Raw genomic sequence first — 26,226 nt, 5'->3', positions numbered from 1 at the left:
ATTCACCCGATGAGAGGCCGCGGCGTGGCAGCCAGTGTCGAAGGCATCACCAACCCGTCGATCGACGAGCTCCTCGAGGTCGTCGACAGCAAGTACAGCCTCGTGAGCATCGCGGCCAAGCGGGCTCGGCAGATCAACGCCTACTACGCGCAGCTCGGTGAGGGCCTGCTGGAGTACGTTGGCCCGTTGGTCGAGACCCAGGTTCAGGAGAAGCCGCTGTCGATCGCGCTGCGCGAGACGCGCGAGGGCCTGCTCAACTCCGAGCCCATCGAGGGCTGACCGCAGCACCCCGGTACCTCCCCATGCGCGGGAGGCTTGTAGTGTGCGCGGCGTGAGCGAGCCTGAGGAGGCGCGATGAGCCGGATCGTGCTGGGCGTGGGCGCCGGTATCGCCGCGTACAAGGTGTGCGACCTGCTCCGTCGGATGACCGAATCCGGTCATGACGTGCACGTGGTGCCGACCGCCGACGCGCTGCGCTTCGTCGGCGAGCCCACCTGGGCCGCGCTGTCGGGACACCCGGTCGCCACCGAGGTCTGGGACGGGGTCTCCGAGGTCCCGCACGTCCGGCTGGGCCAGCAGGCCGACCTGGTGTTCGTCGCCCCGGCCACCGCCGACCTGCTCGCCAAGGCGGCGCACGGGCTGGCCGGCGACCTGCTCACCAACACGCTGCTCACCGCCCGCTGCCCGGTGGTGTTCGCGCCGGCGATGCACACCGAGATGTGGGAGCACCCGGCCACCCGGGCCAATGTCGAGACGCTGCGCTCGCGCGGCGCGGTCGTCGTCGAGCCCGCCTCCGGGCGGCTCACCGGGGCCGACAGCGGCCCCGGCCGGCTGCCCGAGCCGGCGGAGCTGTTCGAGGTGGCCCGGCGGGTGCTGACCCGCGGTGACCTGCCCGGCGATCTGGCCGGACGGCGCGTGGTGATCTCGGCCGGCGGCACCCGGGAGGCGATCGACCCGGTGCGCTTCATCGGCAACCGCTCCTCCGGGCTGCAGGGGTACGCGCTGGCCCGCACGGCGGCGGCCCGCGGCGCCCGGGTGACCCTGGTGTCGGCCAACGTGGCGCTGCCGGACCCGGCGGGGACGCAGACCGTCCGGGCGTCCTCGGCCGAGGAACTGCGCAAGGCGATGATCGAGGCGGCCGACGGCGCGGACGTCGTGGTGATGACCGCCGCGGTGGCCGACTTCCGCCCCGCCGACTACCGCGACTTCAAGATCAAGAAGAGTGAGTCGGCCGAGCCGGAGCCGATCCGGCTGGTCAAGAACCCCGACATCCTGGCCGAACTGGTCCGCCGGCGCGGTGCGGGCCAGGTGATCGTCGGCTTTGCGGCAGAGACCGACAACGTGCTCGAACACGGCCGGGCGAAGCTCGCCCGCAAGGGCTGTGACATGCTCGTGGTGAACCAGGTGGGCGCCGACCTCGCCTTCGGGCGGCCCGACAACGCGGCCGTCGTGCTCACCGCGGACGCGGCTCCGGTCGAGGTGCCGCGCGGCCCCAAGGAGGCGCTCGCCGATGTGGTGTGGGACCTCGTTGCGGCCCGGCTGGAGTGACCGGCCGTCCGGTCCGGGCGGGTGCGCGGGTGAAGGTGCTCAGGCGTCGAGCGGGATCTGGATAGACTCGCCCGGAACGCCGGACCAGCCGGGGCCGTGTGCTGCGCCGGTTGGCCCCCCTTGGTGGTAATAGTCCATCCTGCTACTTGATTCAGTCAGCAGCCGCTGCAAGGAGTGCACGTACGTGTCCCGTCGCCTGTTCACCTCAGAGTCCGTTACCGAGGGCCACCCCGACAAGATCGCGGACCAGATCAGTGACGCGATCCTCGACGCGATGCTCAAGGATGACTCGAAGAGCCGGGTCGCCGTCGAGACCATGATCACCACCGGCCAGGTGCACGTGGCCGGCGAGGTGACCACCGAGACCTATGTGGACATCCCGGGGGTCATCCGGGAGAAGATCCTGGAGATCGGCTACGACTCGTCCCAGAAGGGGTTCGACGGTCACTCCTGCGGGGTGTCGGTGTCGATCGGCGCGCAGTCGCCCGACATCGCCCAGGGGGTCGACGACGCCTACGAGACCCGCGAGGGTGAGGGCCAGGACGACCTCGACCGGCAGGGCGCCGGCGACCAGGGCCTGATGTTCGGCTACGCCACCAACGAGACGCCCGAGCTGATGCCGCTGCCGATCACCCTGGCACACCGGCTCGCCCAGCGGCTGTCGGCCGTCCGCAAGGAGGGCACGGTGGCCTACCTGCGCCCGGACGGCAAGACCCAGGTCACCATCGAGTACGACGGCGACCGGGCGGTCCGCCTCGACACCGTGGTCGTGTCCAGCCAGCACGCGCCCGACATCGACCTGAAGGAACTGCTCACCCCGGACATCAAGGAGCACGTGGTCGACCCGGTGCTCGCCGAGTTCGACCTCTCCTCCGACGGCTACCGGCTGCTGGTCAACCCGACCGGCCGGTTCGAGATCGGTGGCCCGATGGGCGACGCGGGCCTGACCGGCCGCAAGATCATCGTGGACACCTACGGCGGCATGGCCCGGCACGGCGGCGGCGCGTTCTCCGGCAAGGACCCGTCCAAGGTCGACCGCTCGGCCGCGTACGCGATGCGCTGGGTGGCCAAGAACATCGTCGCCGCGGGCCTGGCCGACCGCGCCGAGGTCCAGGTCGCCTATGCCATCGGCAAGGCGCACCCGGTGGGCGTGTTCGTCGAGACCTTCGGCACCGAGAAGCTGCCGGTGGAGAAGATCCAGCAGGCCGTGCTGACGGTCTTCGACCTGCGTCCGGCCGCGATCGTCCGCGACCTGGACCTGCTGCGCCCGATCTACCAGAAGACTGCCGCGTACGGTCACTTCGGCCGTTCCGAGCCCGACTTCTCCTGGGAGTCCACCGACCGCGCCGAGGCGCTGCGCACCGCCGCCGGCCTGTAACACGCGCCTTTTCGTCGAGGGCCCCGGCATCGCCGGGGCCCTCGGCGTGCTGCGGCGAAGTCGGGTGGGCCTTTCCCGGCGGATACCGTCCTCTTACCGTTCGGCCATATGTGGAGTCGGACGTGGAACGGAGAGCTTTGTCGCGGTTATCCCAGGATGTCGGCGGAGGCGCCGGCTCCGGGGCGAAGGGACGAAGCCTGATGCGTGGCGCGATGCGGCGGGCCGGCGGCGTGCTGTTCCTGGCCGCCTGCCTCGCCCTCCCGGCATGGTCCGCGCCCGCGGGGGCGGCCGACCCCCAGGTGCGCGGCTACGCAGGCACCGGCGGGGCCGCCGCCAGCGGCGACCCCGGAGCGCCCTACGTGCTGGTGACGGTGCGGGACGCGACCGAATGTGCCCTGCCCGCCGGCGTCACCGGCCCCGATCCGCGGCGGTCCAGGGGAATCCGGATCTTCGTCGCCGGAGAGCGGGTGTACCCCACGCCCCCGGGCACCGACCCGACGGAGGTCTACCCCGCCGGCGTCGAGTACGCCGGCCCCGACGACCTGCTGATCGACGTCCTGGCCCGCCCCGGGCAGCCCGCCCCGACCTCCTTACCGCTGCGGCTGGACTGCGCCGACCGCTCCGGCACCTGGCGGACGGTCATCGACCGGGCCGTCCCCTACGGGGGACACGGGAACACGCTCCCGGTCGAGGTGAGCACCGTGGCGGAGAACGGCCTGGTCCGGGTCGGGGACATCAGGGCGCTCTACAACCAGCCGGCGCAGGTCCGCACCCAGGACGTCACCGCCGAGGTGGACGGCCGCCCGGCCCAGGTCGTGCCCGGCGAGCGGGACGGGCTGATGTCCGTACGCCTGCCCGCCGGCACCGGCCGGGGCCTGCGCGTGCTGACCGTGCGGGCGGGCGGCCGGAGCCAGACCGTGCCGATCCGCAACGGGTTCGCCACCCCGCCGCCCCGGCGGGCCGCCCCGTCCCAGCCCTCCGTGGACCCGTCCCGGTCGGTCGTGCTGCACTCGGTGCCCACCCTGTCGGACCTGCCCGCCGACCCCGTGACGGGCGGGCTGAGCCTGGGCGCCATGGCGGTGCTCCTGCTGCTGATCGGGTTCCCGTCCCAGCCGTTCAACCAGACGCTCGACGAGCACGAGGAGGAGATCCGGCGGCGGCTGCGCGCCCTGCTGCGCCGGCCGCCGCAGCCGCGCCCGCGCTCCGGCCGGCTGCCCGGGCCGGTGGTGTTCGCGCTGTTCTGCGTGCTGACGGCCGGGCTCACCGTCCTGGTCGACGCCAACGTCACGACGGCCGGAACGGACGCCCTGGTGCTGTTCGCCGGGTTCCTGGCGGCGATCCCCCTGGTCACCCTGGCGTACTCGTGGACGATCGAGGTCTTCGCCCGGCTGTTCTCCGACACCCGGGGCGCGCTCGCGGTGCTGGGCTGGGCGGCCGCCCTCGCCGTGCTGTGCGCCGCCGTCTCCCGGCTGGCGGACTTCCGGCCGGGCTACGTCTACGGCCTGATCGCCGGGTTCGTGGTGCTGCGGGAGGGCCGGCGCGACCGGGAACGCGGCCTGACCGCCGAACGCGGCGGGGCGGCCGTGCTGGTCGGGGCGATCTCGGTGCTGCTGCTGAGCGTGGTCGCCTACCTGGTGCTGGACAAGGTGCACCCGGCGGCCACCCGCGAGGACGCCGCGATCTGGCTGCGGCTGGCCGACGCGGTGCTGCTGACGACCTTCGTCACCGGCGTCCAGGGGATCGTCTTCGGGTTGCTGCCGTTCCGGTTCCTGGACGGGCAGCGGCTGTTCGCCTGGAGCCGCGCGGCGTGGGCGCTGGTCTACGGCACCGGGCTGCTGATCTTCTTCTACGTGCTGGTCTTCAAGCATGCCGAGGGCACGGCGCGCGGCGCCGACCTGCTGCGCGGGCTGGGGCTGTTCGCGGTGTTCGGAACCGTCTCGGTGCTGGTGTGGGGGTACTTCCGGTACCGGCCCGACCCGGCGGGGCCCGGCCCCCGGGGCTGGCCCTGGTTCGCCGTCGCGGTGGTGCTGCCCCTCGCGCTGGTGATCGCCGCGGGTACGGCCGCCGCCGCCCGGTTCGCCGCCGCGCCCCCGCCGGCGACCGCCGCCCCGGAGCCGCCCGGCACCTCGTCGCCCGCCGCGAGCCCTGTCACGAGTCCTGGCACAAGCACCGCCGCCAGCCCCCTCGCCGGCCCGACCCCCACGGTGAGCGCGCTGCGCTGCGAGCGGCGGGACCGCGACGTCACCGACCCGCAGGGCCGGACGTTCGCCACCTGGACCTGCCCGACGGAGCGCCGCGGCCGGGTCTACCGGACCCCCGCCACCGGTCCGGCCACCGGCTACCTGTCGGCGGCCGAGAACTGGTTCGCCTGCCAGCTCCCCGGCGGCCCCGACCCTGATGGCCGGCCCGGGACCTGGCTCTACACCCAGGGCGACGACCAGTACGAGAACGAGGGCTGGGGCTGGTTCCCGGCGTCTTTCGTGTCCGCCACCTGGGCGGGCCGGGAGGTGCCCGAACTGCCGCCCTGCGACTTCGCGCCCTGACCCGCGCGGTCGGCGCCGTCTGGTAGGACGGGGAGGTGACGAACGGCGGCGGGGCTGACCTGATCCCCGGGATGGATGACCTCCCGGTGGAGCCCCCGGCCGCCCCCGCCCGCAAGGAGCCCGCGAAGGGGGCCCGCCGGCCCGCCGGGACGCTGCCGGTGGCCCGGGTGGCGGTGGACGTGTCGCTGCCGCACCTCGACCGGCCCTTCGACTACCTCGTCCCGGACCGGCTAGACGAGCGGGCTGTGCCCGGCTGCCGGGTGCGGGTCCGGTTCGCCGGGCAGCTCGTCGACGGCTTCCTGCTGGAGCGGGCGGCCGAGAGCGACCACGAGGGCCGGCTGGCCTTCCTGGAGCGCGTCGTCTCCGCCGAGCCCGTGCTGACTCCGGAGATCACCGCGCTGGCCCGCGAGGTCGCCGACCGGTACGCGGGCACCCTGGCCGACGTCCTGCGGCTGGCCGTACCGCCCCGCCACGCCCGGGCCGAAGGCCGGGCCCCGGCCCCGGCCGGGGAGCCCGTCGAGCCGCCGGCGGAGCCAGGCCCGTGGCAGGCGTACCCGGCGGGCCCGTCGTTCCTCGCCGCGCTGGCGCAGGGGCGGTCGCCGCGCGCCGTGTGGACGGCGATGCCGAACCCCGACTGGCCCGCCGCCATCGCCCGCGCCGTCGCGGCGACGCTGGCGAGCGGGCGCGGCGCGCTGGTCGTGGTGGCCGACGGCCGGGACGCCGCCCGCGTCGGCGCCGCCCTCACCGCCGAGCTCGCCGGCTCCGACGGGCACGTGGTGCTGACGGCCGAACCCGGCCCGGAGACCCGGTACCGCCGGTGGCTCGCGGTGCTGCGGGGCACCGCGCGGGCGGTGGTGGGCACCCGGGCGGCGATGTTCGCCCCCGTTCGCGACCTCGGCCTGGTGGTGCTGTGGGACGACGGTGACGACGTGCACGCCGAGCCGCACGCCCCCTACCCGCACGCCCGGGAGGTCCTGGCGCTGCGCGCCCACCGGTCGGCGGCGGGAGCGCTGATCGGCGGGCTGACCCGCACCACCGACGCCACCCACCTGGTGGAGACCGGCTGGGCGCACCCGCTCGTCCCGTACCGCGACGTGCTGCGCGCGGCGATGCCCCGGGTCCGGCCGGCCGGCGACGACGCGGAGCTGGCCCGGGACGAGGCGGCGCGGTCCGCGCGGCTGCCGAACCTGGCCTTCCGCACCGCGCGGACCGGGCTGGCCGAGGGGCCGGTGCTGGTCCAGGTGCCGCGGCGCGGCTACCTGCCGGCGCTGGCCTGCGCCCGGTGCCGCGAGCCCGCCCGGTGCGCGGCCTGCCAGGGCCCGCTGGCGCTCACCTCCGCGCACGCCGTGCCGTACTGCCGGTGGTGCGGCCGGATCGCCGGCGACCGCCGGTGCCCCGGGTGCGGCGACGGCCGGGTCCGCGCTGTCGTGACCGGGGCCCGCCGCACGGCCGAGGAGCTGGGCCGGGCCTTCCCCGGCGTCACCGTGCGGACCTCCGGCCGGGACGGCGTGCTCGCCGAGGTCGGTGCCGAGCGGGCCCTGGTGGTGGCCACCCCGGGGGCCGAGCCGGTGGCTGAGGGCGGCTACGCAGCCGCGCTGCTGCTGGACGGCTGGGCGCTGCTGGGCCGGGCCGATCTGCGGGCCGCCGAGGAGGCGCTGCGCCGGTGGATGAACGCCGCCGCGCTGGTCCGCCCGGCCGCACCCGTGGTGGTGCTCGCCGACGGCGGGCTGCCCCCCGTCCAGGCGCTGATCCGCTGGGATCCGGTCACGCACGCCGAGCGCGAGCTCGCCGACCGGCGCGAGCTGGGCTTCCCGCCGGTGGCCCGGATGGCCTCGCTGACCGGTGCCCCGGCGGCGATCCGGGAACTGCTGGACACCGCCCGGCTGCCGGACGCCGTCGAGACGATGGGCCCGGTCCCGGCGGCCGACGGGCGGGAGCGGATGCTGCTGCGGGCGCCCCGTCCGGACGCCCGCACCCTGGCCCGGGCGCTCAAGGACGCCCAGGGGGTGCGCAGCGCCCGCAAGGCGCCCGACGCGGTCCGCGTCCAGATCGACCCGCTGGAACTCATCTGAGCGGCCCACGGCGGACCCGCCCGGTGCCCTAGGGTGCTCGGGTGGCCGATGCGTGGGTGGACGAGACCGTTGCCGGGCTGGAGCGATGGGCGGCGCGCCGGGAGGAACCCGTCGACGCCCAGGGCGCCCGGGTGCTGCTGGAGCTGGCCGCGGGCGAGCTCGGCCTGAAGGATCTCGCCGAGCTGACCCCCGAGGTGATCGAGGAGCTGTTCCTGCAGGTCTTCCCCGACGTGGTGATCGCCGGTGCCGACGACGCGCCGGGCATCCTCGCGGTGGGCCGCTCTCTGGCCGGGTATGCGGCCGAGACCGCCGGGGTGCCCGCCGGCCGCGGCGCCGCGCTGCTGGCCGCGCTCGACGACCTGACGCCTGAGTTCACCGAGCTGCTGGGCGACATCGACATGGCCGAGCGGGAGACCGCGGCCGAGGTGCTGGCCGAGATGATGACCGCCGACGGCGTCGATCTCGGTGACGACGCGGCGGTGCAGCGCTGGGTCGAGGCGTTCGACGCGCTCCCGGAGCGGGAGCGGTTCGCCCGGACCGTCGGCCATCTCCAGCAGGCCGAGGACCTGTGGGTGCCGCCCGTCCGGCTGGCGCCGCCCGGCGAGCTGGCCGCCGCCGCCCGCGCCTCGGGCCTGACCGCGGCGGCGACCGGGCTGGCCGGGTGGGCGGGGGAGCGGGCGCTCCCGGAGGACGGGCCCGCCGGTGCCGACGCGGCCGCCGCGGCGGCCGCGCTGGGCCTGGACGACCCGGAGGAGGGCGGGGTGCGCCGGATCTGGTACGCCGCGCTCGCCGCCGGGCTGCTGGTGGCCGAGGACGACCGGGTGGTGCCGGGCCCGGACCTGCTCACCGGTGCCGACGACGAGACCACCTGCGAGATCTGGTTCCGGCTGCTGGACGCGGCCGTCTCCGCGGACGCCGACCCGGCGGCCGGGCCCGTCCGCGCCGAGCTGCCCGGCGTCCTGCTGCACCTGTACGAGCGGGCGGAGCCGGTGCCCCGGGACGAGCTGGCCGAGGCGCTGCTGGAGCACTTCGCCCAGGAGTACGACGCCCCGCCGGCCGAGACCGTCGTGGCCGCTCTCGACGGGGAACTCGGCACGCTGGCCGGGTGGGGCGTGGTGGGGCGCGCCGGGAACGGTGACCACCTGCTGACCCCGCTCGGCGTCTGGGGCGTCCGCGAGCTGCTGCGCGCCGACGGGTTCGCGGCGCCGGTGGTGGGGGACCTCGCCGGGGCGTCCGCGGCGGAACTGGTCGAGGGGCTCGGCCGGCACCACGACGACACCGCCGACGAGGAGATCGACGGCTGGCTGGCGACCCGCGACCCGGCCGTCGCGGCGGCCGACCTGATCGGTGTCATGCGCGACGGCACGCCGGGTGCGCGGAACCTGGCCGCCGCGGTGCTGCACCGGGTCGGCGCCCCCGCCGAGCCCGCGGTCCGCGCCGTGCCGTCCGGGCCGCCGCTGGGGCCGTACGCCGCGCTCTGGCTGCGCGAGCACGGCTACGAGGTGGCCGAGCCGGACCCGGGCGAGATGCGGTGGCTGTTCGTCGACACCCTGGCCGGGATGCTCGAGGTGGCCGAGCCCGGCGAGGCAGTGGCGGCGGTGCTGGCCGATGCCCCGGCCGGGGCCGAGCTGGGCGGGATGATCGAGGACCTGTGGCGGGTCGATCACCCGGAGGTGGTCGTGGTGCTGGCGGCGCTGGGCGACCACCATCCCGACCGGAAGGTGGCCAAGAAGGCGCGTACGGCGGCGTTCAAGGCACGTTCGGTCGGCTGACCGCGGGTTCGCGCGGTTCGTTCGCGCGACCGGCGGGAGCCGGGCATCTTCATCCGCGGGAATGGCCGGCCGGCCGGGATCGTCCGCCGGCCGGTGGATACGTGTGGCGAAATGCCGGAAAAATACCGACTGCTCGCACCGAATTGCGCCCTGGGGTCGTTCAACCTCCAGGGCGAAGACAGATGATCCGTCCCTTTCATACCATTAATCGGTCCGTCACCGAATGGGCCGTGAAGGTCCGATGGGGGAGGGTTCCGTGAATCGAACACTGATCGTGGCGAAGATCCGTCCCGGAGCCGAGCGCGAGGTGGCGCGCATCTTCGCCGAGTCCGACGCGGGCCCGCTGCCGGTCGAGGCCGGGGTGGCGGAGCGGTCGCTCTACTCGCTCCACGACCTGTACATCCACCTGGTGGAGTTCGCCGGGGACCCCGCTGAGAGCGTGGCCGCCGTGCAGGGCCATCCCGACTTCCGGCGGATCAGCGCCCGGCTGTCGGAGTACGTCTCCGCCTACGACCCCGACCGGTGGCGCTCGCCGCGGGACGCGATGGCCCGCCGCTTCTACCACTGGGCACCCTGACCGAATTACCAGAGATTGCCATAAAAAATACGGGAGAAACCGCCGGTCAATTTCCGGGCATAGGTCCAGGTCGTGGAGCATGTCTTGGTGAAGTGCCGGGTACAAGGCGGGCGTCGGCACCCGATCGGGTTGCATCGCACGATCCTTCGGGATCCGGTCGTAGCGGCCGGTGGGCACCGGTCCCGACGGCGAGGACGCACCGGGCGGGGGCCCGGGCCGGTTCACCGAATTCACGGGGGTAATGAATGCCAGCGCAATTCACGATCAGCGATCTCATGGAGATCCTCGTCCGCAAGGCCGGTCTGCCCCGCGAGGCCGTCACCGACGATCCCGACGCCACCCTCGACGACATCGGCCTGGACTCCCTGGCCTTCCTCCAACTGCAAGCCGAGATCAACTCCCGCTACGGCTTCGAGTTGGACGACGAGCGCCCACACGAGACCTTCGGCGAGATCCTGGCGCTGATCCGCGAGGGGCTGGGCCTGCGGGAGAGCGTCGTATGAGCGGCCGCACCGACAACTCCGTGCTCATCGCCGCGCCCGTGGACGTCGTCTGGGAGATGACCAACGACCTGGAGTCGTGGCCGGTCCTGTTCACCGAGTACGCCGCGGTGGAGATCCTGCAACGCTCCGGCAGCACCGTCCGGTTCCGGCTCACCATGCACCCCGACGACGACGGCAGGGTCTGGAGCTGGGTCTCCGAGCGGACCATGGACCGGTCGGGCCTGCGGGTCACCGCCCGGCGCGTCGAACCGGGTCCCTTCGAGCACATGAACATCGAGTGGACCTACGCCGAGGAGGACGGCGGCACCCGGATGCGCTGGGTCCAGGACTTCCGGATGCGCCCGGACGCTCCCGTCGACACCGCCGCGATGACCGACCGGATCAACGCCAACTCGCTGGTCCAGATGGAGGTCATCCGGCAGAAGGTGGAGCGGGCCGCCCGCGCCGCCGAGACGCCGGCCTGAGCGCCCTCGTCCGCCCGCCCGCCCGCCGCGTCCGTTCCGCACCGGGCGGCGGGCGGCCGCGCCCGCCGCCCGATCCGACCGTCGAGGAGCAACCGTGATCATCAAGACCGTTTCGATGGACGACGTGCCGGCCAACCGGCGGCGCGGCGGCGACATCCGCACCCTGCTGTCGCCCGCCACGGTGGGCGCCACCTCCGGCTTCTTCGGCACGCTCACCCTGGAGCCGGGCGAGGTCGTCACCGAGCACTGGCACCCGTACTCGGAGGAGTTCCTCTTCTGCGTGAACGGCCGGGTGGCGCTCCGGCTGGACGGAGAGCCCCGCGAACTGGCCGCCCGCGCGGGCGTGCTCATCCCGATCGGGGTACGGCACCGCCTGGAGAACACCTCGGCCGAGACCGCGTTCGTGGTCTTCCAACTCGGCCCGCTGGCACCCCGCCCCGAACTCGGGCACGTGGACACCGAGCCGCTACCGGAGCCCGCGCGATGAGGCGGGTGGTGGTGACCGGTGTCGGGGTGGTCGCCCCGGGCGGCACCGGCCGGCGGGAGTTCTGGCAACTGCTCACCGAGGGCCGCTCCGCCACCCGCCGGATCACCTTCTTCGACCCCGCGCAGTTCCGGTCCCAGATCGCGGCCGAATGCGACTTCGACCCGCTGCTGGAGGGCCTCACCCCGCAGGAGATCCACCGCAACGACCGGTTCACCCAGTTCGCCTTAGTCGCGGCCGACGAGGCGATGGCCGACAGCGGCCTCGGCCGGCCGGCCGAGGGGCTGGACCACGACCGGCTCGCGGTGTGCCTGGGCAGCGCCGTCGGCGCCACCACCCGGCTGGAGGACGAGTACGTCGTCGCCAGCGACCACGGCCGGCACTGGCTGGTGGACCCCCGCTACGCGTCGGGGTTCCTCTACCACGCGCTGGTGCCCAGCAGCCTGGCCACCGAGGTCGCCTGCCGGTACCGGGCGCACGGCCCGGCGACCGTGGTGTCGACCGGCTGCACCTCCGGGATCGACGCGGTCGGCCACGCCTTCCAGCTCATCCAGGACGGCGAGGCCGACGTCGTCGTCAGCGGCGCGGCCGACGCCCCCATCTCCCCGATCTCGATCGCCTGCTTCGACGCCATCCGGGCCACCAGCGCCCGCAACGACGACCCCGAGCACGCGTCCCGGCCGTTCGACGCGACCCGGGACGGTTTCGTCATGGGGGAGGGCGCCGCCGTGCTCGTGCTGGAGGAGTACGCGCACGCGCGCCGCCGCGGCGCCCACGCCTACGCCGAGATCACCGGGTACGCCACCCGGTGCAACGCCCACCACATGACCGGGCTGCGCCGGGACGGCGTCGAGATGGCCCGGGCCATCGACGACGCCCTCGCCCAGGCCCGGCTGGACCCGGCCGCGGTGAGCTACGTCAACGCGCACGGATCCGGCACCCGGCAGAACGACCGGCACGAGACCGCCGCCTTCAAGCGCAGCCTCGGCGCCCACGCCCACGAGGTGCCGGTCAGCTCGATCAAGTCGATGGTCGGCCACTCGCTCGGCGCCATCGGCTCGATCGAGGTCGCGGCGTGCGCGCTGGCCATCGAGCACGACGTGGTGCCGCCCACCGCCAACTGGGAGAAGCGCGACCCCGAGTGCGACCTCGACTACGTGCCCAAGATCGCCCGTGACCACCGGGTCGACGTGGCGCTCTCGGTGGGCAGCGGGTTCGGCGGGTTCCAGTCGGCCATCGTCCTCACCCGCCCGGGCGGCGCCCGGTGACCGGGCGGCGGCCCGTCGTCACCGGTCTGGGCGTGGTGGCGCCGACCGGCATCGGCGCCGCGGAGCACTGGGCCGCCACCCTCGCCGGCGAGCTCCGGGTGCGGCGCATCGAGGCGTTCGACCCCGGCGGCTACCCGACGACCCTGGCCGGCCAGCTCACCGGGTTCCGCCCCGAGGAGCACGTCGACGAGCGGCTGCTGGTGCAGACGGACCGGTGGACCTGGACCGCGCTCGCCGCCGCCCGGCTGGCCCTGGCCGACGCCGGCTACGACCCGGCCGACCAGGACCCCTACGCCACCTCGGTCATCCTGGGCAGCGGCTCGGGCGGCAACGAGTTCGGCCAGCGCGAGATCCAGGCGCTGTGGACCCGGGGCCGGCGCGCGGTCGGCGCCTACCAGTCCATCGCCTGGTTCTACGCCGCCAGCACGGGACAGATCTCGATCAGGCACGGCACCAAGGGCCCGTCCGGGGTGCTCGTCTCCGACGCGGCCGGCGGCCTCGACAGCCTGGGCTGGGCATGCCGGGTGATCCGGCGCGGCACCCCGGCCGTCCTCGCCGGCGGAACCGAGGCACCGATCTCCCCCTACGCGCTGACCTGCCAGATCACCGGCCGGCGGCTGACCGCCGCGACCGACCCGCGGGACGGCTACAAGCCGTTCGACCGGCGGGCGAGCGGCCACGTCCCCGGGGAGGGCGGCGCGGTGCTCCTCGTCGAGGACGCCGCGGCGGCGGCCCGGCGCGGCGCCCGCGGCTACGGGGAGATCGCGGGCCATGCGGCCACCCACGACGCGCACGGGTTCGAGGACCCCGCCCTGGACGGGCGGCAGTACGCCCGGGCCATGGAACGGGCCCTCGCCGCGGCGGGCGCCGCCCCCGGCGAGGTCGACCTGGTGGTGGCCGACGGGGCGGGCTCACCCGACCTGGACGCCGCCGAGGCGCGCGCCCTGCGCCGGGTCTTCGGCGAGTACGGGGTGCCGGTCACCGCCCCGCAGGGCCTCGTCGGCCGGCTGTGCGCCGGCGGATCGGCGCTGAGCGCCGCGACCGCGCTGCTGGCGATGCGGCACGGGACGCTGCCCCCGATCGGCAACCTCGACGACCCCGACCCGGCGTACCGGCTGGACCTGGTCCGCGAGCCCCGCCCGGCACGGGTCGGGACGGTGCTGGTCTGCGCCCGGGGACACGGCGGTTTCAACAGCGCGCTGGTACTGCGCCACGCGGGGGACGGCCCGTGACCGGCCGCCCCGATCCACTCCCGACCCGACCGAGGGGATGAAGATGGAACGTCACGCACTCGCCTTCCGGATCAGGCCCGGCTCGCACGAAGCCGTCCGGGAACTGCTCGCCGGCTACGGCACGCCCCGGCTGGAGACCGACGACGGCACCCGGCTGCTGAGCACCGCCGTCTTCCTCAAGGACGACCTCGCCGTCCGGGCGATCGAGATCGAGGGCGATCTGCCGACGCTGGCCGCCCACCTGGCCCAGGACCCGGTCGTGCTGGAGGTGGAGCGCGGGCTGCTGCCCCACCTGGTGGACACCTACGACCCCGCCGACCCCCGGCAGCGCGGGGAGTTCATGGCCCGGCGGCGGACCGAGCCGCTGATGCACTGCAGCTCTTCGGCCGAGGGGACGGGCACCCGGCACGCGCTGCGCTACCCGGTCAGGCCGGACCGGATGGACCGGGCCGCCGCGTTCCTGGCCGGGCCCGGCGACCTGGCCCGGGTGGACACCCTGCACGGGGCCTCGGTGTTCCGCCAGGGCGACGACGTGCTCGTCGGCGTCTTCGAGATCGGCGGTGACATCGACGGGTTCGTGGAGGACCTCGCCCGCGCCGTGCCGGTCGGGGCCGCCCGGGAGATGGCCGAGATCTTCGAGGCCCCCGGCGATTTCGCGACCGCCGAGGGCCGGCGGAAGTTCTACACCGAGAGCCTGATGACCACCGTGACCGACCGGAGGGTCGGCCGGTGAGCGCCGGCCGGGGGAGGGTGGTCTTCCTCGTCCGGGTCCCCGCCGAGCGGCAGGCGGACTTCCTGGCGGCCTACCAGAAGGTGCGGCACCTCGTCGCGGACGGCGTGCCGGGCCACCTGGTCGACCAGGTCTGCCGGTCCGACGACGACCCGGAGCAGTGGCTGATCACCAGCGAGTGGGCGCGGCTGGAGGACTTCCGCCGGTGGGAGGCCAGCCCCGAGCACCGGGAGCTGGTCCGCCCGCTGCGGGAGTGCATGACGGAGGCGCGCTCGCTGCGGTTCTCCGTCGTCGCCCAGACCGGCGCGGTCTGACCGGATGAGCGGGACGTCCTGCCGGTGCGCGGACGGGGACCCCCCGCCCGGCGCGGTGCTGCGGGTGGCGGTCTGCGGCGGCCCGGACGTCTTCACCGCCGGACTGGCCGCCGTCATGGCGGGGACCCCGGGGGTGCGGGTCGTGGGGCGGCCCGGCGGCGACGGCCTGCGCCGGGCGCTGCGCGCCGAGCCGCCGCCCGCGGTCGTCCTGCTCGATCTGGAAGAACTCGTCCCGGGGCTGGCGGAGCTGCACGAGGCGGCCGGTCACCCGGCCGGGATCGTCGCGGTGCGGTCGGCGTACGACGCCGACACCGCGGTCGGCGTGCTGCGCGCCGGGGCGCGCGGCCTGCTGCTGAAGGCCGCGCCGGTGACCCAGGTGGTCGACGCGGTCCGCGCCGTGCAGGCGGGCGGGGTGTTCCTCGCCCCGCCCGTCGCCCGGCTGCTCACCGAACGGTTCCTCGCCCAGGAGGCGGGCCCCGCCGTGGCCGAGGGGCCCGGCCTCACCGCACGGCAGCGCGAGGTGCTGGCCCTGGTGGGCGAGGGGCTGACCAACGCCGAGATCGCCGGCCGGCTCGGGCTGGGTGTGCCCACCGTCAAGACCCACGTCTCGACCCTGCTGCGGGTGCTCGGCCGGCGCGACCGCACCCAGCTCGCCGTGCTCGCCTGCCGCCGCCCGCCCGTCCCGCGCCCGGCCCGGGCGGTGCCGGGCGCGCCGCGCCGGGGCCGGGATTTGCCCCTCGTGGTCTCCGTAGACTGTCAGAATCACCCGTCAGAGCCATGATCGGAGCCACTGTTGGCCGTCAAGCCCATCCGCCTCTTCGGCGACCCGGTGCTGCGCACCCCGGCCGAGCCGGTGCGGGACTTCGACAAGGAGCTGCGCCAGCTCGTCAAAGACCTCACCGACACGATGATCGACGCCCCCGGGGCCGGGCTCGCCGCCCCGCAGCTCGGCGTCGGGCTCCGGGTCTTCACCTACTACATCGAGGACCGGCTGGGGCATCTGGTGAACCCCACGCTCGACCTCTCCGAGGAGACCGAGACCGACGACGAGGGGTGCCTGTCGCTGCCCGGCCTGGCGTTCCCGACCCCCCGGTCGGTGCGCGCGGTCGCCAAGGGCTTCAACATGCACGGCGAGCCGATCGTCCTGGAGGGGACGCACCTGCTCGCCCGCTGCGTGCAGCACGAGACCGACCACCTCGACGGCGTCATCTTCATCGACCGGATGGATCCCGAGCAGCGCAAGGCCGCGATGAAGGCGATCCGCGAGGCCGAGTGGTTCGGTGACCCCGCCCCAGTGGTCCGCGAGTCGCCGCACCGCACCTACGGAAAGGCCATCTGAGCGTGCGCCTGGTCTTCGCCGGCACCCCCGAGACGGCGGTTCCCTCGCTGGAGGCGCTGCTGGCGTCCCGGCACGAGGTCGTCGCCGTGGTCACCCGTCCCGACGCCCCCACCGGGCGGGGCCGTAAGATCGCCGCCGGCCCGGTGGCCGAGGTGGCCGTCGCGGCCGGGATCGAGGTGCTCAAACCGGCCAAGGCCAAGGACCCCGACTTCCTCGACCGGCTGCGCGAGATCGCCCCCGACTGCTGCCCGGTGGTGGCCTACGGGGCGCTGCTGCCCAAGATCGCTTTGGACATCCCGGTGCACGGCTGGGTCAACCTGCACTTCTCGCTGCTGCCCGCCTGGCGCGGCGCGGCGCCCGTGCAGCGCGCGATCCTGCACGGCGACGACGTCACCGGCGCCGCCACCTTCCTGATCGAGGAGGGGCTGGACACCGGGCCGGTGTACGGGGTGCTCACCGAGCCGATCCGGCCGGCCGACACCAGCGGCGACCTGCTCGGCCGGCTGGCCCGCGCCGGTTCCCGGCTGCTGGTCGACACCATGGACGGCATCGAGTCCGGGCTGCTGGCGGCCCGGCCGCAGCCGGCCGAGGGCGTCTCGCACGCCGCCAAACTCACCCCCGAGGACGCCCGGGTCGACTGGCGGACCCCGGCGATGCACGTCGACCGGCTGGTCCGCGCCTGCACCCCGGCGCCCGGGGCGTGGACGATGTTCCGCGACGACCGGGTCAAGCTCGGCCCCGTCCGGCTCGCCGCCGGCGGCCCCGCCCTCTCGCCCGGCGAGCTGCGCGCCGCCAAGCACGAGGTGCTGGTCGGCACCGCCACCCACCCGGTGGCGCTCGGCGAGGTGCAGCCGCAGGGCAAGCGGCGGATGCCCGCCGCCGACTGGATCCGTGGCGTCAACCTCATCGGCAAGGACGCCGTGCACTGATGCCCCTCCCTCTCCAGAAGGTTTCGCTCTGATGTCGCCCGCCCGCAACGCCCGTGACCGCCGCGACCGCAACCGCCGGCCCGGCGCGCCCCGCCGCACCGGCCGCCCCGAGGACCTGGTCCGGCGCACCGCCTTCGACGTGATCCGCGCGGTGGAGACCCGCGACGCCTACGCCAACCTGCTGCTGCCCGCCCGGCTGCACGACCGGGGGATCACCGGCCGGGACGCCGCGCTGGCCACCGAGCTGACCTACGGCACGCTGCGCGGCCAGGGCACCTACGACGCGATCCTGGCGCTGTGCAGCGACCGCGAGCTGCGCCGGATCGACCCGCCGCTGCTGGACGTGCTGCGGCTGGGCTGCCACCAGCTGCTGGCCACCCGCATCCCGGCGCACGCGGCCGTCGCCACCACCGTGGAACTGGCCCGCGCGGTCGTCGGGCCGGGCCAGGCCAAGTTCGCCAACGCGGTGCTGCGCAAGGTGGCCACCCGCGACCTGCCCGCCTGGCTGGAGATCGCCGCGCCCGCCGACGAGCTCGGCCGGCTGTCGGTGTCCTACAGCCACCCGCGCTGGATCGTCTCCGCGCTGCGCGACGCTGTCGGCCCGGCCGAGGTCGAGGACCTGCTCGCCGCCGACAACGCCCGCCCCCGGGTGACGCTGGTGGCCCGTCCCGGCCGGGCCGAACTGGCCGAACTGGTCGCCGCCGGGGCCGAGCCCGCCCCCTACTCGCCGTACGCGGCGCTGCTGGCCGAGGGCGACCCCGCGGCGGTGCCGGCCGTCCGGGAGGGGCGCGCGGCCGTCCAGGACGAGGCCAGCCAGCTCGTCGCGCTGGCGCTGGCCGGGGCGCCGGTGGAGGGCGCCGACACGCGCTGGCTCGACCTGTGCGCCGGGCCCGGCGGCAAGGCCGGGCTGCTGTCGGCGCTGGCCGCGGGCCGGGACGCCCGGCTGCTCGGCTGCGACGTGCAGCCGCACCGGGCCGAGCTGGTCCGCCGCGCGGTGGACGCCCGGGCGGGGGTGGTCGTCGCCGACGGCACCGCCCCGGCCTGGCGGCCCGGCGCCTTCGACCGGGTGCTGGTGGACGCCCCCTGCACCGGCCTGGGCGCGCTGCGCCGCCGGCCGGAGGCGCGCTGGCGGCGCGGCCCGCAGAGCCTGGCGGAGCTGGGGCCGCTGCAACGGCGGCTGCTGGCCACCGCGCTGGACGCGGCCCGGCCTGGCGGGGTCGTGGCGTACGTGACGTGCTCGCCGCACCTGGCCGAGACCCGGGTGGTGGCCGACGACGCGCTGCGCGACCGTTCCGACATCACCGCGCTGGACGCCCCCGCCGCACTGGCCGCGGTCACGGCGGGCGAGCTGCCCCCCGTCGCGGTGGCGGGCACCCCCTACGCCCAGTTCTGGCCGCACCGGCACGGCACGGACGCGATGTTCCTGGCCCTGTTCCGCCGGACCCCGTGAGGACGTGTGCCGGGCGATCGCCCGGGAAGTGGTGACGCGATGCTGACCCACTTCATGCATGCCGTGTCCTTCCTCGGCAGCGCCGCGTTCTACGTGCCGGTGTTCGTGGTCCTGCTGTGGTGCGTGCGGCCGAGGTTCGGCGCGGGCGCGCTGGTGACGGTGCTGCTGGGGTCCGCGCTCAACGCCCTGCTGCAGCTCTCCCTGCAGGACCCCCGCCCCTACTGGACCGACCGGGACGTCACCGCGCTGGAGGCGCAGACCTCGTTCGGCATGCCGTCCGGCCACGCGCAGGGAGCGATGATCGCCTGGGGCTACCTGGCCGCCCGGTGGCCGTTCGGCGCCCGGCTCCGGCCCTGGGCGACCGGGACCGCCGTGGTACTGGTCCTGCTGGTGGGCGTGTCGCGGGTCTACCTCGGCCAGCACACGCCGGAGCAGGTGGCGGCGGGCTGGACGACCGGCGCCCTGCTGCTGGCGGCCGTGCTGTGGTCCGAGCCCCGGGTGCTCGCCTGGTGGCGGGCCCGCCCGCTCACCACCCAGTTCGGCCTGGTCGCCGGGGTGGCGGCGGCCTTCCTTGCCCCCGCGGCACTGACCGTCCGGTGGCTGGAGGGCTGGCAGATGCCGGCCGCCTGGCGGCAGGCGATCGTGGCGGCGGGCGGCACCGGCGGCCCGGTCACCGCCGACCGGTGCGCGCTGGCCACGGGCACGCTGTGCGGCGCGCTGGTCGGGCTGTCCTGGCTGTACCGCCGCGGCGGGTTCGCCGCCGCCGGCCCGCCGGCCCGCCGGCTGCTCCGCCTGCCGGTGGGCCTGGCTGGTTCGCTGGCGGCCGGCACGTTCGTCCTGCTGCCGGGCCCCGAACCGGTGCTGATCTTCTGCGCCCAGGCGCTCGTCGGCCTCTGGTTCACCGCCGGCGCCCCGGAGACCTTCCGCCACCTGCGCCTCGCCGCCCCCGCCGTCCCGCCCGCCCCGGCTCCGGAGCGAGCACCGGTCTGACGCCCGTTCCCTGCGTGTTCCGGATCGTCCGGCCGGCTCCCGCTGTCCGGCCCCCGAGGTCCCCGATGCCGGCGGCGACCCGCCCGGACGCCTCCGCACGGCGCGGCGGGCGCCTTGACGGATGTTTCCGGGGGAGCCGACAATCGGGATCACTCGGACGGCGGAGGCGAGTGGTGCGGTGCGGACCCGGTGGACGGCGGCGCTCACGGTCATGGCGGGTGTCGCGATGCTGAGCGGATGCGGCAACGCCGGCGACGGTGTCGTGGAGAGATCGTTCACCGACCGGTACGGGCGAGCCTGCACGTACCTGTACGTGCAGGACCAGGATTCGAGCGCCATCGAGGCCGAGAACATCGACTGCGACTACCCGCCCACGCCTGTGGCGACCGGAGGTGCACGGAGATGAACGGGCGAGCGCTCCGGACGGCGTTCCTGCTCGCGGCCGCCGGCCTCGCGCTGAGCGGCTGCGGCGAGAAGGCCATCGAGAGGTCCTTCACCGACAGGCACGGCCGCGTCTGCACCTACGTCATGGTCGAGGACTGGGAAGGCGACAAGGACGTCGGGAACATCTCCTGCGAGTTCCCCCGGTCTCCGGCCCCTTCGCCCCCTTCGACCCCCAGCCCGTCACCCTCCTGACGACGCGGGGCGACCCGCCCGGACCGTCACCGGATCCCGTCCGGCGATCACCTCCACACGATCTCCCCGTCCCCTGGGGAAGCCGCCGTCCCCGGCGGCGCACCGGACGGTGATCGTTGAGGATGGGCGGGGCTCCAGCCCCGCCCATCCTCAACGATCACCGGGATCAGCATCCGCCCACTTCGCAACACGCCTCAGATGGCCGCTGCGGCGGCCACCGGGAACAGGACGAGCGCCGCCAGGAGCCAGCACACCGCGATGCGCAGCCTGCGGTACCGGTACCCGTGCAGGCGCCCGCACCGCCACAGCTCGGCCAGCGCGTGATCGAGATGCTCCTCGGGGGACATCGTGGTCACCCTGCGCCTGAAGTCCTTGAAGGCGCTGGACGCCTGGTCGGCCTCGACGTGGCAGTACAGGAACGCGGTGGGCGTGTTCCGGTCGCCGAACTGACGCTCCCAGCTCCGCAGGGTCACCAGCGCCAGCGTGGCGTTCCCCACCGAAAGGGCCACGCAACCGAGGATCCCCAGCGCGATCGCCACGACGAGGGCGTCCGGTCGCGGGCTCCGCAGCGAGAACGCCAGGGCGATCCCCGCGAGCACCAGCGCGTTGGTGCTGAGGACCGCACCGGCCCGTGCGGAGACACCGGCGCGAAGCTGATCGCCCCGTACGAGGTGCCAGTGGACCCGCTCCAGTTGGTCGTCGACGTGCACAGGGGTTCTCCGTCCGTCCCGGTGGAAGCCGCCGTCTCTCGGACCGCCGGACGGCGGCCGGGGTTCCTCGCGGGGCGGGAACGGCGGGTCACCCGTGGCGTCACCCGAGTGGGGGACACCATACGGCGGGGGATGCTCCTAGACTCTGGGCATCATGGCCGTTCAGATCTCTCCCAGCATCCTGTCCGCCGACTTCGCCCGGCTCGCCGAGGACGTCGCGCGGATCTCCGACGCCGCCGACTGGGTGCACGTCGACGTGATGGACAACCACTTCGTGCCCAACCTGACCCTCGGGCTGCCGGTGGTGGAGGCGCTGCTCAAGCACAGCGCGCTGCCCCTCGACTGCCACCTGATGATCGAGGACCCCGACCGGTGGGCGCCGGCGTACGCGGAGGCCGGCGCGGGCAGCGTCACCATCCACGCCGAGGCGGCCAAGGCCCCGGTTCGCACCCTGCGCACCATCCGGGCGGCGGGCGCCCGGTCCGGGCTGGCCCTCAACCCCGCCACCGCGGTGGAGCCGTACGAGGACCTGCTGGGCGAGATCGACATGCTGCTGCTGATGACGGTCGAGCCCGGCTTCGGCGGCCAGAAGTTCCTGGACGTGGTGCTCCCGAAGGTCCGCCGCGCCCGGCAGCTGATCAGGAACAGTGACTCGTCCGTCTGGCTCCAGGTCGACGGCGGCGTCAGCGACGAGACCATCGAACGCTGCGCCGAGGCCGGCGCCGACGTCTTCGTCGCCGGCAACGCCGTCTACGGCAAGGACGACCCCGCCGAGTCCGTCCGCGCCCTCCGCGCCGCCGCCGAACGCGCCTCCACCACCTGACCCGCCGACCTGCCGTGATCCTCCAGCATCCGAGGCGTCACAGCGCCCCGGAAGCTGGAGGATCAGCGCGTACCCGCCCCCAGGATCCGTGATCCTTGAGGATTCGAGGTGCTGTGGCCCCCTGGATCCTCAAGGATCACGGCGGGTGAGCGGGCCGAGGTGTTCGGCTTCGGCCATGCCGTCCATGAGTTTCAGCGGGTCGCGGGCGACCAGGCTCGGGTAGTTCTTGCGGACGGCCCGCCAGGGATTCAGGTCGTCTCCGGGCACGATGCCCCAGGCCGGGTGCCGTGTCCGCAGCTGGCAGCGGCACCCCGGCAGGACGAACCAGGCCGTCCGGCCGTACGGGGCCGCGGTGACGCCCCAGCCGCGCCCGCACAGGTGGGCGACGATGGCCAGCCCACGGCCGCTCTCCCGGAGATCGTCCACGGAGACCCTGACGTGCTCGGGCACCGCGCGCAGCTGCCGCATCTCCGCCAGCGCCGCCGAGTCGAGCGTCACCGCGCCCCCGGTCTCGCCCAGCTCGTGCACCTCGCCGCGCAGCCCGTCCCGGTCGTGCGCCAGCACCACCAGCACGGCCGCGACCGGGCTGTGCACGGCGGCGTTGGCCAGCAGTTCCCCCAGCACCAGCTCGGTGTCGGCGGCCACGTCGCAGTGCGCGGGCAGCAACCGGCGCGCCCACCGCCGGGCCTCGCCCACCTCCTCCCGCACCGCTCGGAAGACCTGCTCCCACCGCCCCCGCGCGGACGGCCGCTCCCCGGACATGCACCCGCTCATCGCCGCTTTCTCCCCTCGCAGACCGTAACTTACGGCACACTGAGAGCATGCTTTGGTTTGTTCCTCTCGGCAAGCGCCTTGAGGAAATTTCCTCTAGATTGGAGGCGTGTCGGTGAGCAGCAATCCCACGGTGCGGCGCAGGCGGCTCGGCATGGAGTTGAGGCGGCTTCGTGAGGCCCTGGGCATGAAGGGCGAAGAGGCTGCGCGGCGACTTGGCTGGTCGCCCAGCAAGATCTCCAAGATCGAGACTGGCCGGATGTCGGTGCATCATGGCGATGTCCGGGACATGCTCGATCTATACGAGGTTGCGGATCAGCGTGTCCGCGCCGCTCTCATTCAGCTTGCCCGCGATGCGAGGCAACAAGGTTGGTGGCAGCCCTACAGCGATCTGTTGTCGCGGAACAGCGCTACTTACATAGGTCTGGAGTCGGCTGCTGAGTCGCTGCGCGAGTACCGTCCGTTGAACGTCCCCGGCATGTTCCAGACCGAGGACTATGCCAGGGCGGTAATTCTCGGAGGTGGCCCCCTTGAGTTGCGCGAGGCGGAGACCGAGCGTCGCGTGGCACTCCGGCTGGAGCGACAGGCGTTCCTTCGAGAGAACGCCAAACTCGACGTGTGGCTCATCTTGCATGAGGCGGCTCTGCGGTGTGAGATCGGTGATGCCCTGGTCATGCGTGACCAGTTGCGCCGGTTGATCCAGGAGGCACACAGCCCTTGGGTCACACTTCAGGTCATCCCGTTCTCCGCAGGAGCCCACCCTTCCATGGCGGGTTCCTTCGGAGTGTTCACCTTCCCGGAGGAAAACGACCGGGGCATTGCCTATATCGACTCCGCCACCGGCATCCTCTATCTGGAGCGCCAAGAGGAAGTGAAGGCGGCTAACCTTACCTTCGACCACCTGATCGCGGCGGCGCTCAACAAGGACGACTCCAGGGCCCTCCTCGAAGCCGTCGCTGACGAGTACGACCGAAAGTGAGGCCCCATGATCGAGGTCCAGCCGGACTTCAGCGCCGCTCGCTGGTTCAAGTCCGCTCGCAGCGAGCCGAGTGATCAATGCGTTGAGATCGCCGTTGTGCCAGGCCGCGTCGGAGTACGCGATACCAAGAACCGTGGCAGTTCGCAGCTGTCATTCACTAACGCGGAGTGGCAAGCCTTTCTGCAAGCGGCCAAATCTGGTGCATACGACTTCTAGTAATCTGTATGGGAGAGTTAGCCTCGGAGCCTTCGCGAGCAAGTATCGGCGTAAGAACAGCCACGGCCCTAGCTGGGCAGGCTGTATCGCGGTCGCTGTTGTGCCAGGTCGGAGTACACGGCACCAAAGGACCGGCAAGTCGACTTTCTCGCCGAAATCGCCCGGAGGAGAGTACGAGTGAGACAGGGGAGGTCAGATATGCCGACTGCTTCTCGTTTCGCCGATGCACAGTGGTGCAAGAGCAGTCATAGCCCGAGCCAGGCGGATTGTGTCGAGGTCGCCGTCGTACCAGGGCATGTGGGCGTGCGTGACACCAAGGACCGGCATGGCCCGGTGCTGTCGTTCAGTAAAACGGAGTGGCGGGTCTTCCTGTATGCCGCCAAGGCCGGCGCTCACGACGGCTGACGTCCGGCGGAGACCGGGCCGGAGCGCCGGGCGGTCGTCCTTGGTCGGCACGGTTGACCTTCTCGCCGGGATCGCCCGGAAGTACGAGTGAGTCAAGGAGGCCAGCATGTCGACCACCTCTTCTCGTTTCATGGGTGCACAGTGGCGTAAGAGCAGCCGTAGTCCCAACCTGGCGGATTGTGTCGAGGTCGCCGTCATATCAGGGCATGTGGGCGTGCGTGACACCAAGGACCGGCATGGCCCGGTTCTGTCCTTCACCAGAGTGGCGTGGGGGGCATTCCTGCAGGGCATCAAGGCGGGTAGCCACGAACGAGAGTGAGCTCGTCATGCTCCAGAGCCGACCGGGCTTCAGTACGGCCCACTGGTTCAAGTCCATTCGCAGTGAGCACAGCAATCAGTGTGTCGAGGTCGCCGTCGTGCCAGGTCAGGTCGGGGTGCGCGATACCAGGGACCGGCACGGGCCGGTGCTGTCGTTCAGTAACGCGGATTGGCGGGCCTTCCTGTGCGCTGCCAAGGCCGGTGCTCACGACGGCTGACGTCCGGAGGAGACCGGGCTGGAGCGCTGGGCGGCCGTCTTTACCCGTGCCGATGTCGGGCGCGGGTCCACTCGAAGCGGTCGCGGACCGGGGTCAGGCGTTCAGGAGGTCGGCGGCGTCGGTGAGATGGCGGGTGATCGCGGCCGTCCACGTCTCCTCCGCTCCGTCGGCCCAGCCGATGGTCAGCTGGTGGGTGAACCAGTCGGCCGCCCAGACGCGGTGCCAGCCGAGGGCCCAGCGGGCCGCGGGCAGCGAGCCTCGCCGGGCACGGGCGGTCTCGGGGCCGCCCGCGGCGATGTACGCCTCCAGCAGTTCGGTGAGTCGTTGCGGGTCGGGGGCGGTGACGGTGCCGTGCCAGGAGGCGAGGTCCAGTAGCCCGGGACCGCGGAACGCCCGGGCGAAGTCGAGGAGGTGAACGCCCGACTCGCCGTGGTGCACCGAGGTGGGGTGCCATTCGGAATGGCACAGGCCGAACGGTGGGAGATCGGTGCCCGCCGCCCGGTCCGCGGCGACCTTGTCGAGGGCGTGGGCGGCTTCCAGGCCCGTGCTGCCGCCGATGCGGCGCAGGCACGCGGCGATCGACCGGGGCATGCCGGCGAGGCGCCGCGCGTCCAGTACCGGGAGGGAACCGGTGGCGGTGACCCGGTGAACGGCGGCGGCGAGCCTGGCTCCGTCGTCGTCGGTGGCCTCGCGTAGAGCGGGGCCGAGATCGTCCATGAACATGCCGAGCAGGCCCGGCCGGCGGACGACGGCCAGGCGGCGCGGGACGGGAAGCCCGGCCTCCTGGGCGATGCCCAAGGCGATGTGCTCGTCGGCGAAAGGGCCTTCAGCGTACTTGAACACCACCGTGGCCCCGTTGCGCAGACGCAGCCGCTCGACCCCGGAGCGGCCCCACACCCGGATGGGCCGCCGATCGGAGAGTGACGTTCCGTACTGGTTCAGTAACCAGTCCAGGACGGCGTCGACCTCGGTGGTATCCAAGCGCGGGTCCCCTCTACGCGGTGCCGCAGCAGGCTTCGACCGCGGCGATCCGATCATTCTTCATCTTGACGGGTTCGACGCCGATCGTTTCAAGCATCGGTTCGTTCCTGGGGTCATCCAGGTGAGCTTGGGGGATGTCCGCGCAAAGCGGCCTGGTTCGGCCCGGCCACCTGACAAGGTTGTCCGTATGGGGCGTGGCCTGCATTTCGCCGTACCGTGTCCGCACGGCATCAGACTGACCGATCAGCAAGTGGCCGAACTGGAATCCCGACCGTGGCGCGCGCACATCACGGAGCACGAGAACTGGTGTGAACTGCAGAAGGGCCATGCTGGTCCGCATCATTCGCTGGCGCAGTCCGACGAAGCAGGAGACCACTGGATCCGCTGGACGGACACCGCGTTCGGGACCGTCGTCCTTCCGATCTGCCCGGCCAAGGGCCGCGCGGAGGATGACATCGAGGACACCTGCTGCCTCTTGTTCGAGGGACATGAGGGAACACATATCTACGAATTCGAAGACATCTGACAGTTCCGCCGTCCACGTCCGGATGTGGGTTCGGGGAGGGCCGCGATAAT

General features: G+C 73.5%; 31 protein-coding genes. 28 read left to right on the top strand and 3 right to left on the bottom strand.

The window, feature by feature from the left end:
• The first annotated feature begins 9 nt into the window (after positions 1 to 9).
• From rpoZ to DPM19_RS21355, 21 genes are all read left to right on the top strand, one after another.
• Entirely contained in the window at positions 10 to 279 is a 270-nt protein-coding gene (gene rpoZ / locus DPM19_RS21455) for a DNA-directed RNA polymerase subunit omega (RefSeq protein ID WP_111869764.1), read from the top strand.
• 75 nt (positions 280 to 354) lie between these two features.
• The gene (gene coaBC, locus DPM19_RS21450; RefSeq protein ID WP_111869763.1) at positions 355 to 1,548 is read left to right on the top strand and encodes a bifunctional phosphopantothenoylcysteine decarboxylase/phosphopantothenate--cysteine ligase CoaBC; all 1,194 of its coding nucleotides are present in this window, start codon (positions 355 to 357) and stop codon (positions 1,546 to 1,548) included.
• Positions 1,549 to 1,732: 184 nt separating this feature from the next.
• On the top strand, positions 1,733 to 2,926 hold the full coding sequence (metK, locus tag DPM19_RS21445; protein WP_111869762.1) for a methionine adenosyltransferase: 1,194 nt from the start codon (positions 1,733 to 1,735) through the stop codon (positions 2,924 to 2,926).
• A gap of 200 nt (positions 2,927 to 3,126) precedes the next feature.
• Entirely contained in the window at positions 3,127 to 5,469 is a 2,343-nt protein-coding gene (locus tag DPM19_RS21440; protein WP_111869761.1) for an FGLLP motif-containing membrane protein, read from the top strand.
• 71 nt (positions 5,470 to 5,540) lie between these two features.
• Entirely contained in the window at positions 5,541 to 7,541 is a 2,001-nt protein-coding gene (locus tag DPM19_RS21435) for a primosomal protein N' (RefSeq protein ID WP_111869939.1), read from the top strand.
• A 41-nt stretch (positions 7,542 to 7,582) separates the two neighbouring features.
• The gene (locus DPM19_RS21430) at positions 7,583 to 9,313 is read left to right on the top strand and encodes a hypothetical protein (RefSeq protein ID WP_146778939.1); all 1,731 of its coding nucleotides are present in this window, start codon (positions 7,583 to 7,585) and stop codon (positions 9,311 to 9,313) included.
• 256 nt (positions 9,314 to 9,569) lie between these two features.
• Positions 9,570 to 9,890, top strand: a complete 321-nt coding sequence (locus DPM19_RS21425; RefSeq protein ID WP_111869938.1) for a TcmI family type II polyketide cyclase — start codon at positions 9,570 to 9,572, stop codon at positions 9,888 to 9,890.
• Between the two features lie 245 nt (positions 9,891 to 10,135).
• Entirely contained in the window at positions 10,136 to 10,393 is a 258-nt protein-coding gene (locus DPM19_RS21420) for an acyl carrier protein (RefSeq protein ID WP_111869759.1), read from the top strand.
• Complete coding sequence (locus DPM19_RS21415) at positions 10,390 to 10,857, top strand: SRPBCC family protein (protein ID WP_111869758.1); 468 nt, start codon at positions 10,390 to 10,392, stop codon at positions 10,855 to 10,857. The genes DPM19_RS21420 and DPM19_RS21415 overlap by 4 nt, the downstream gene beginning before the upstream one ends.
• 94 nt (positions 10,858 to 10,951) lie before the next feature.
• Complete coding sequence (locus DPM19_RS21410; protein ID WP_233510623.1) at positions 10,952 to 11,344, top strand: cupin domain-containing protein; 393 nt, start codon at positions 10,952 to 10,954, stop codon at positions 11,342 to 11,344.
• Positions 11,341 to 12,609 (top strand): beta-ketoacyl-[acyl-carrier-protein] synthase family protein, encoded by a 1,269-nt coding sequence (locus tag DPM19_RS21405; RefSeq protein WP_111869757.1) that lies wholly within the window; start codon positions 11,341 to 11,343, stop codon positions 12,607 to 12,609. The genes DPM19_RS21410 and DPM19_RS21405 overlap by 4 nt, the downstream gene beginning before the upstream one ends.
• Entirely contained in the window at positions 12,606 to 13,841 is a 1,236-nt protein-coding gene (locus DPM19_RS21400) for a beta-ketoacyl synthase N-terminal-like domain-containing protein (RefSeq protein WP_111869756.1), read from the top strand. Before DPM19_RS21405 ends, DPM19_RS21400 begins: the two co-directional genes overlap by 4 nt.
• A gap of 43 nt (positions 13,842 to 13,884) precedes the next feature.
• Entirely contained in the window at positions 13,885 to 14,574 is a 690-nt protein-coding gene (locus tag DPM19_RS36805; RefSeq protein ID WP_158566847.1) for a SchA/CurD-like domain-containing protein, read from the top strand.
• Complete coding sequence (locus tag DPM19_RS21390; RefSeq protein WP_111869754.1) at positions 14,571 to 14,885, top strand: antibiotic biosynthesis monooxygenase family protein; 315 nt, start codon at positions 14,571 to 14,573, stop codon at positions 14,883 to 14,885. The genes DPM19_RS36805 and DPM19_RS21390 overlap by 4 nt, the downstream gene beginning before the upstream one ends.
• A gap of 4 nt (positions 14,886 to 14,889) precedes the next feature.
• Positions 14,890 to 15,666, top strand: coding sequence for a LuxR C-terminal-related transcriptional regulator (locus tag DPM19_RS21385; protein WP_146778938.1), 777 nt, complete (start codon positions 14,890 to 14,892; stop codon positions 15,664 to 15,666).
• A gap of 12 nt (positions 15,667 to 15,678) precedes the next feature.
• A complete protein-coding gene (def, locus tag DPM19_RS21380) occupies positions 15,679 to 16,224 on the top strand; it encodes a peptide deformylase (protein ID WP_111869752.1) in 546 nt (181 codons plus the stop codon).
• Between the two features lie 2 nt (positions 16,225 to 16,226).
• Positions 16,227 to 17,153: a methionyl-tRNA formyltransferase gene (gene fmt, locus DPM19_RS21375; RefSeq protein WP_111869751.1), complete on the top strand. Its 927-nt coding sequence runs from the start codon at positions 16,227 to 16,229 to the stop codon at positions 17,151 to 17,153.
• A gap of 31 nt (positions 17,154 to 17,184) precedes the next feature.
• The gene (locus tag DPM19_RS21370) at positions 17,185 to 18,603 is read left to right on the top strand and encodes an RsmB/NOP family class I SAM-dependent RNA methyltransferase (protein ID WP_111869750.1); all 1,419 of its coding nucleotides are present in this window, start codon (positions 17,185 to 17,187) and stop codon (positions 18,601 to 18,603) included.
• Between the two features lie 39 nt (positions 18,604 to 18,642).
• Complete coding sequence (locus DPM19_RS21365; RefSeq protein WP_111869749.1) at positions 18,643 to 19,593, top strand: phosphatase PAP2 family protein; 951 nt, start codon at positions 18,643 to 18,645, stop codon at positions 19,591 to 19,593.
• Between the two features lie 226 nt (positions 19,594 to 19,819).
• Positions 19,820 to 19,999: a hypothetical protein gene (locus tag DPM19_RS21360; protein WP_146778937.1), complete on the top strand. Its 180-nt coding sequence runs from the start codon at positions 19,820 to 19,822 to the stop codon at positions 19,997 to 19,999.
• Positions 19,996 to 20,229: a hypothetical protein gene (locus tag DPM19_RS21355; RefSeq protein ID WP_111869747.1), complete on the top strand. Its 234-nt coding sequence runs from the start codon at positions 19,996 to 19,998 to the stop codon at positions 20,227 to 20,229. The genes DPM19_RS21360 and DPM19_RS21355 overlap by 4 nt, the downstream gene beginning before the upstream one ends.
• 194 nt (positions 20,230 to 20,423) lie before the next feature.
• Here the strand turns inward: DPM19_RS21355 and DPM19_RS21350 are convergent, their stop codons facing one another.
• Positions 20,424 to 20,939, bottom strand: a complete 516-nt coding sequence (locus tag DPM19_RS21350; protein ID WP_111869746.1) for a hypothetical protein — start codon at positions 20,937 to 20,939, stop codon at positions 20,424 to 20,426.
• A gap of 154 nt (positions 20,940 to 21,093) precedes the next feature.
• Between DPM19_RS21350 and rpe the strand changes: the two genes are divergently transcribed.
• A complete protein-coding gene (rpe, locus tag DPM19_RS21345; protein ID WP_111869745.1) occupies positions 21,094 to 21,762 on the top strand; it encodes a ribulose-phosphate 3-epimerase in 669 nt (222 codons plus the stop codon).
• A 129-nt stretch (positions 21,763 to 21,891) separates the two neighbouring features.
• Here rpe and DPM19_RS21340 read toward each other — a convergent pair whose 3' ends face one another.
• Positions 21,892 to 22,524 carry an ATP-binding protein gene (locus DPM19_RS21340; protein ID WP_111869744.1) on the bottom strand — a complete coding sequence of 211 codons (633 nt, stop codon included), beginning with the start codon at positions 22,522 to 22,524 and terminating at the stop codon, positions 21,892 to 21,894.
• Between the two features lie 118 nt (positions 22,525 to 22,642).
• Between DPM19_RS21340 and DPM19_RS21335 the strand changes: the two genes are divergently transcribed.
• The 5 genes from DPM19_RS21335 (at position 22,643) to DPM19_RS21315 (ending at position 24,669) form a co-directional block, all read left to right on the top strand.
• Positions 22,643 to 23,512: a helix-turn-helix domain-containing protein gene (locus tag DPM19_RS21335; RefSeq protein WP_111869743.1), complete on the top strand. Its 870-nt coding sequence runs from the start codon at positions 22,643 to 22,645 to the stop codon at positions 23,510 to 23,512.
• 6 nt (positions 23,513 to 23,518) lie between these two features.
• Positions 23,519 to 23,728, top strand: coding sequence for a DUF397 domain-containing protein (locus tag DPM19_RS21330; protein ID WP_111869742.1), 210 nt, complete (start codon positions 23,519 to 23,521; stop codon positions 23,726 to 23,728).
• A gap of 198 nt (positions 23,729 to 23,926) precedes the next feature.
• Positions 23,927 to 24,133 (top strand): DUF397 domain-containing protein, encoded by a 207-nt coding sequence (locus tag DPM19_RS21325; protein ID WP_111869741.1) that lies wholly within the window; start codon positions 23,927 to 23,929, stop codon positions 24,131 to 24,133.
• Positions 24,134 to 24,239: 106 nt separating this feature from the next.
• Positions 24,240 to 24,452, top strand: a complete 213-nt coding sequence (locus DPM19_RS21320) for a DUF397 domain-containing protein (protein WP_233510622.1) — start codon at positions 24,240 to 24,242, stop codon at positions 24,450 to 24,452.
• Positions 24,370 to 24,669 (top strand): DUF397 domain-containing protein, encoded by a 300-nt coding sequence (locus DPM19_RS21315; RefSeq protein ID WP_325050269.1) that lies wholly within the window; start codon positions 24,370 to 24,372, stop codon positions 24,667 to 24,669. The genes DPM19_RS21320 and DPM19_RS21315 overlap by 83 nt, the downstream gene beginning before the upstream one ends.
• A 93-nt stretch (positions 24,670 to 24,762) precedes the next feature.
• On the opposite strand, the gene DPM19_RS21310 is transcribed toward DPM19_RS21315, so the two are convergent.
• On the bottom strand, positions 24,763 to 25,650 hold the full coding sequence (locus DPM19_RS21310; RefSeq protein WP_111869739.1) for a protein kinase family protein: 888 nt from the start codon (positions 25,648 to 25,650) through the stop codon (positions 24,763 to 24,765).
• Here DPM19_RS21310 and DPM19_RS34900 point away from each other — a divergent pair.
• Positions 25,640 to 26,176, top strand: coding sequence for a hypothetical protein (locus DPM19_RS34900; protein WP_146778936.1), 537 nt, complete (start codon positions 25,640 to 25,642; stop codon positions 26,174 to 26,176). The two genes, DPM19_RS21310 and DPM19_RS34900, sit on opposite strands and share 11 nt — an antisense overlap.
• The last annotated feature ends 50 nt before the right edge of the window (positions 26,177 to 26,226 follow it).

The sequence above is a fragment of the Actinomadura craniellae genome (assembly GCF_003289645.1).
GTDB classification, from domain to species: domain Bacteria; phylum Actinomycetota; class Actinomycetes; order Streptosporangiales; family Streptosporangiaceae; genus Actinomadura_D; species Actinomadura_D craniellae.
This window is presented reverse-complemented; position numbering and strand designations above follow the sequence as displayed.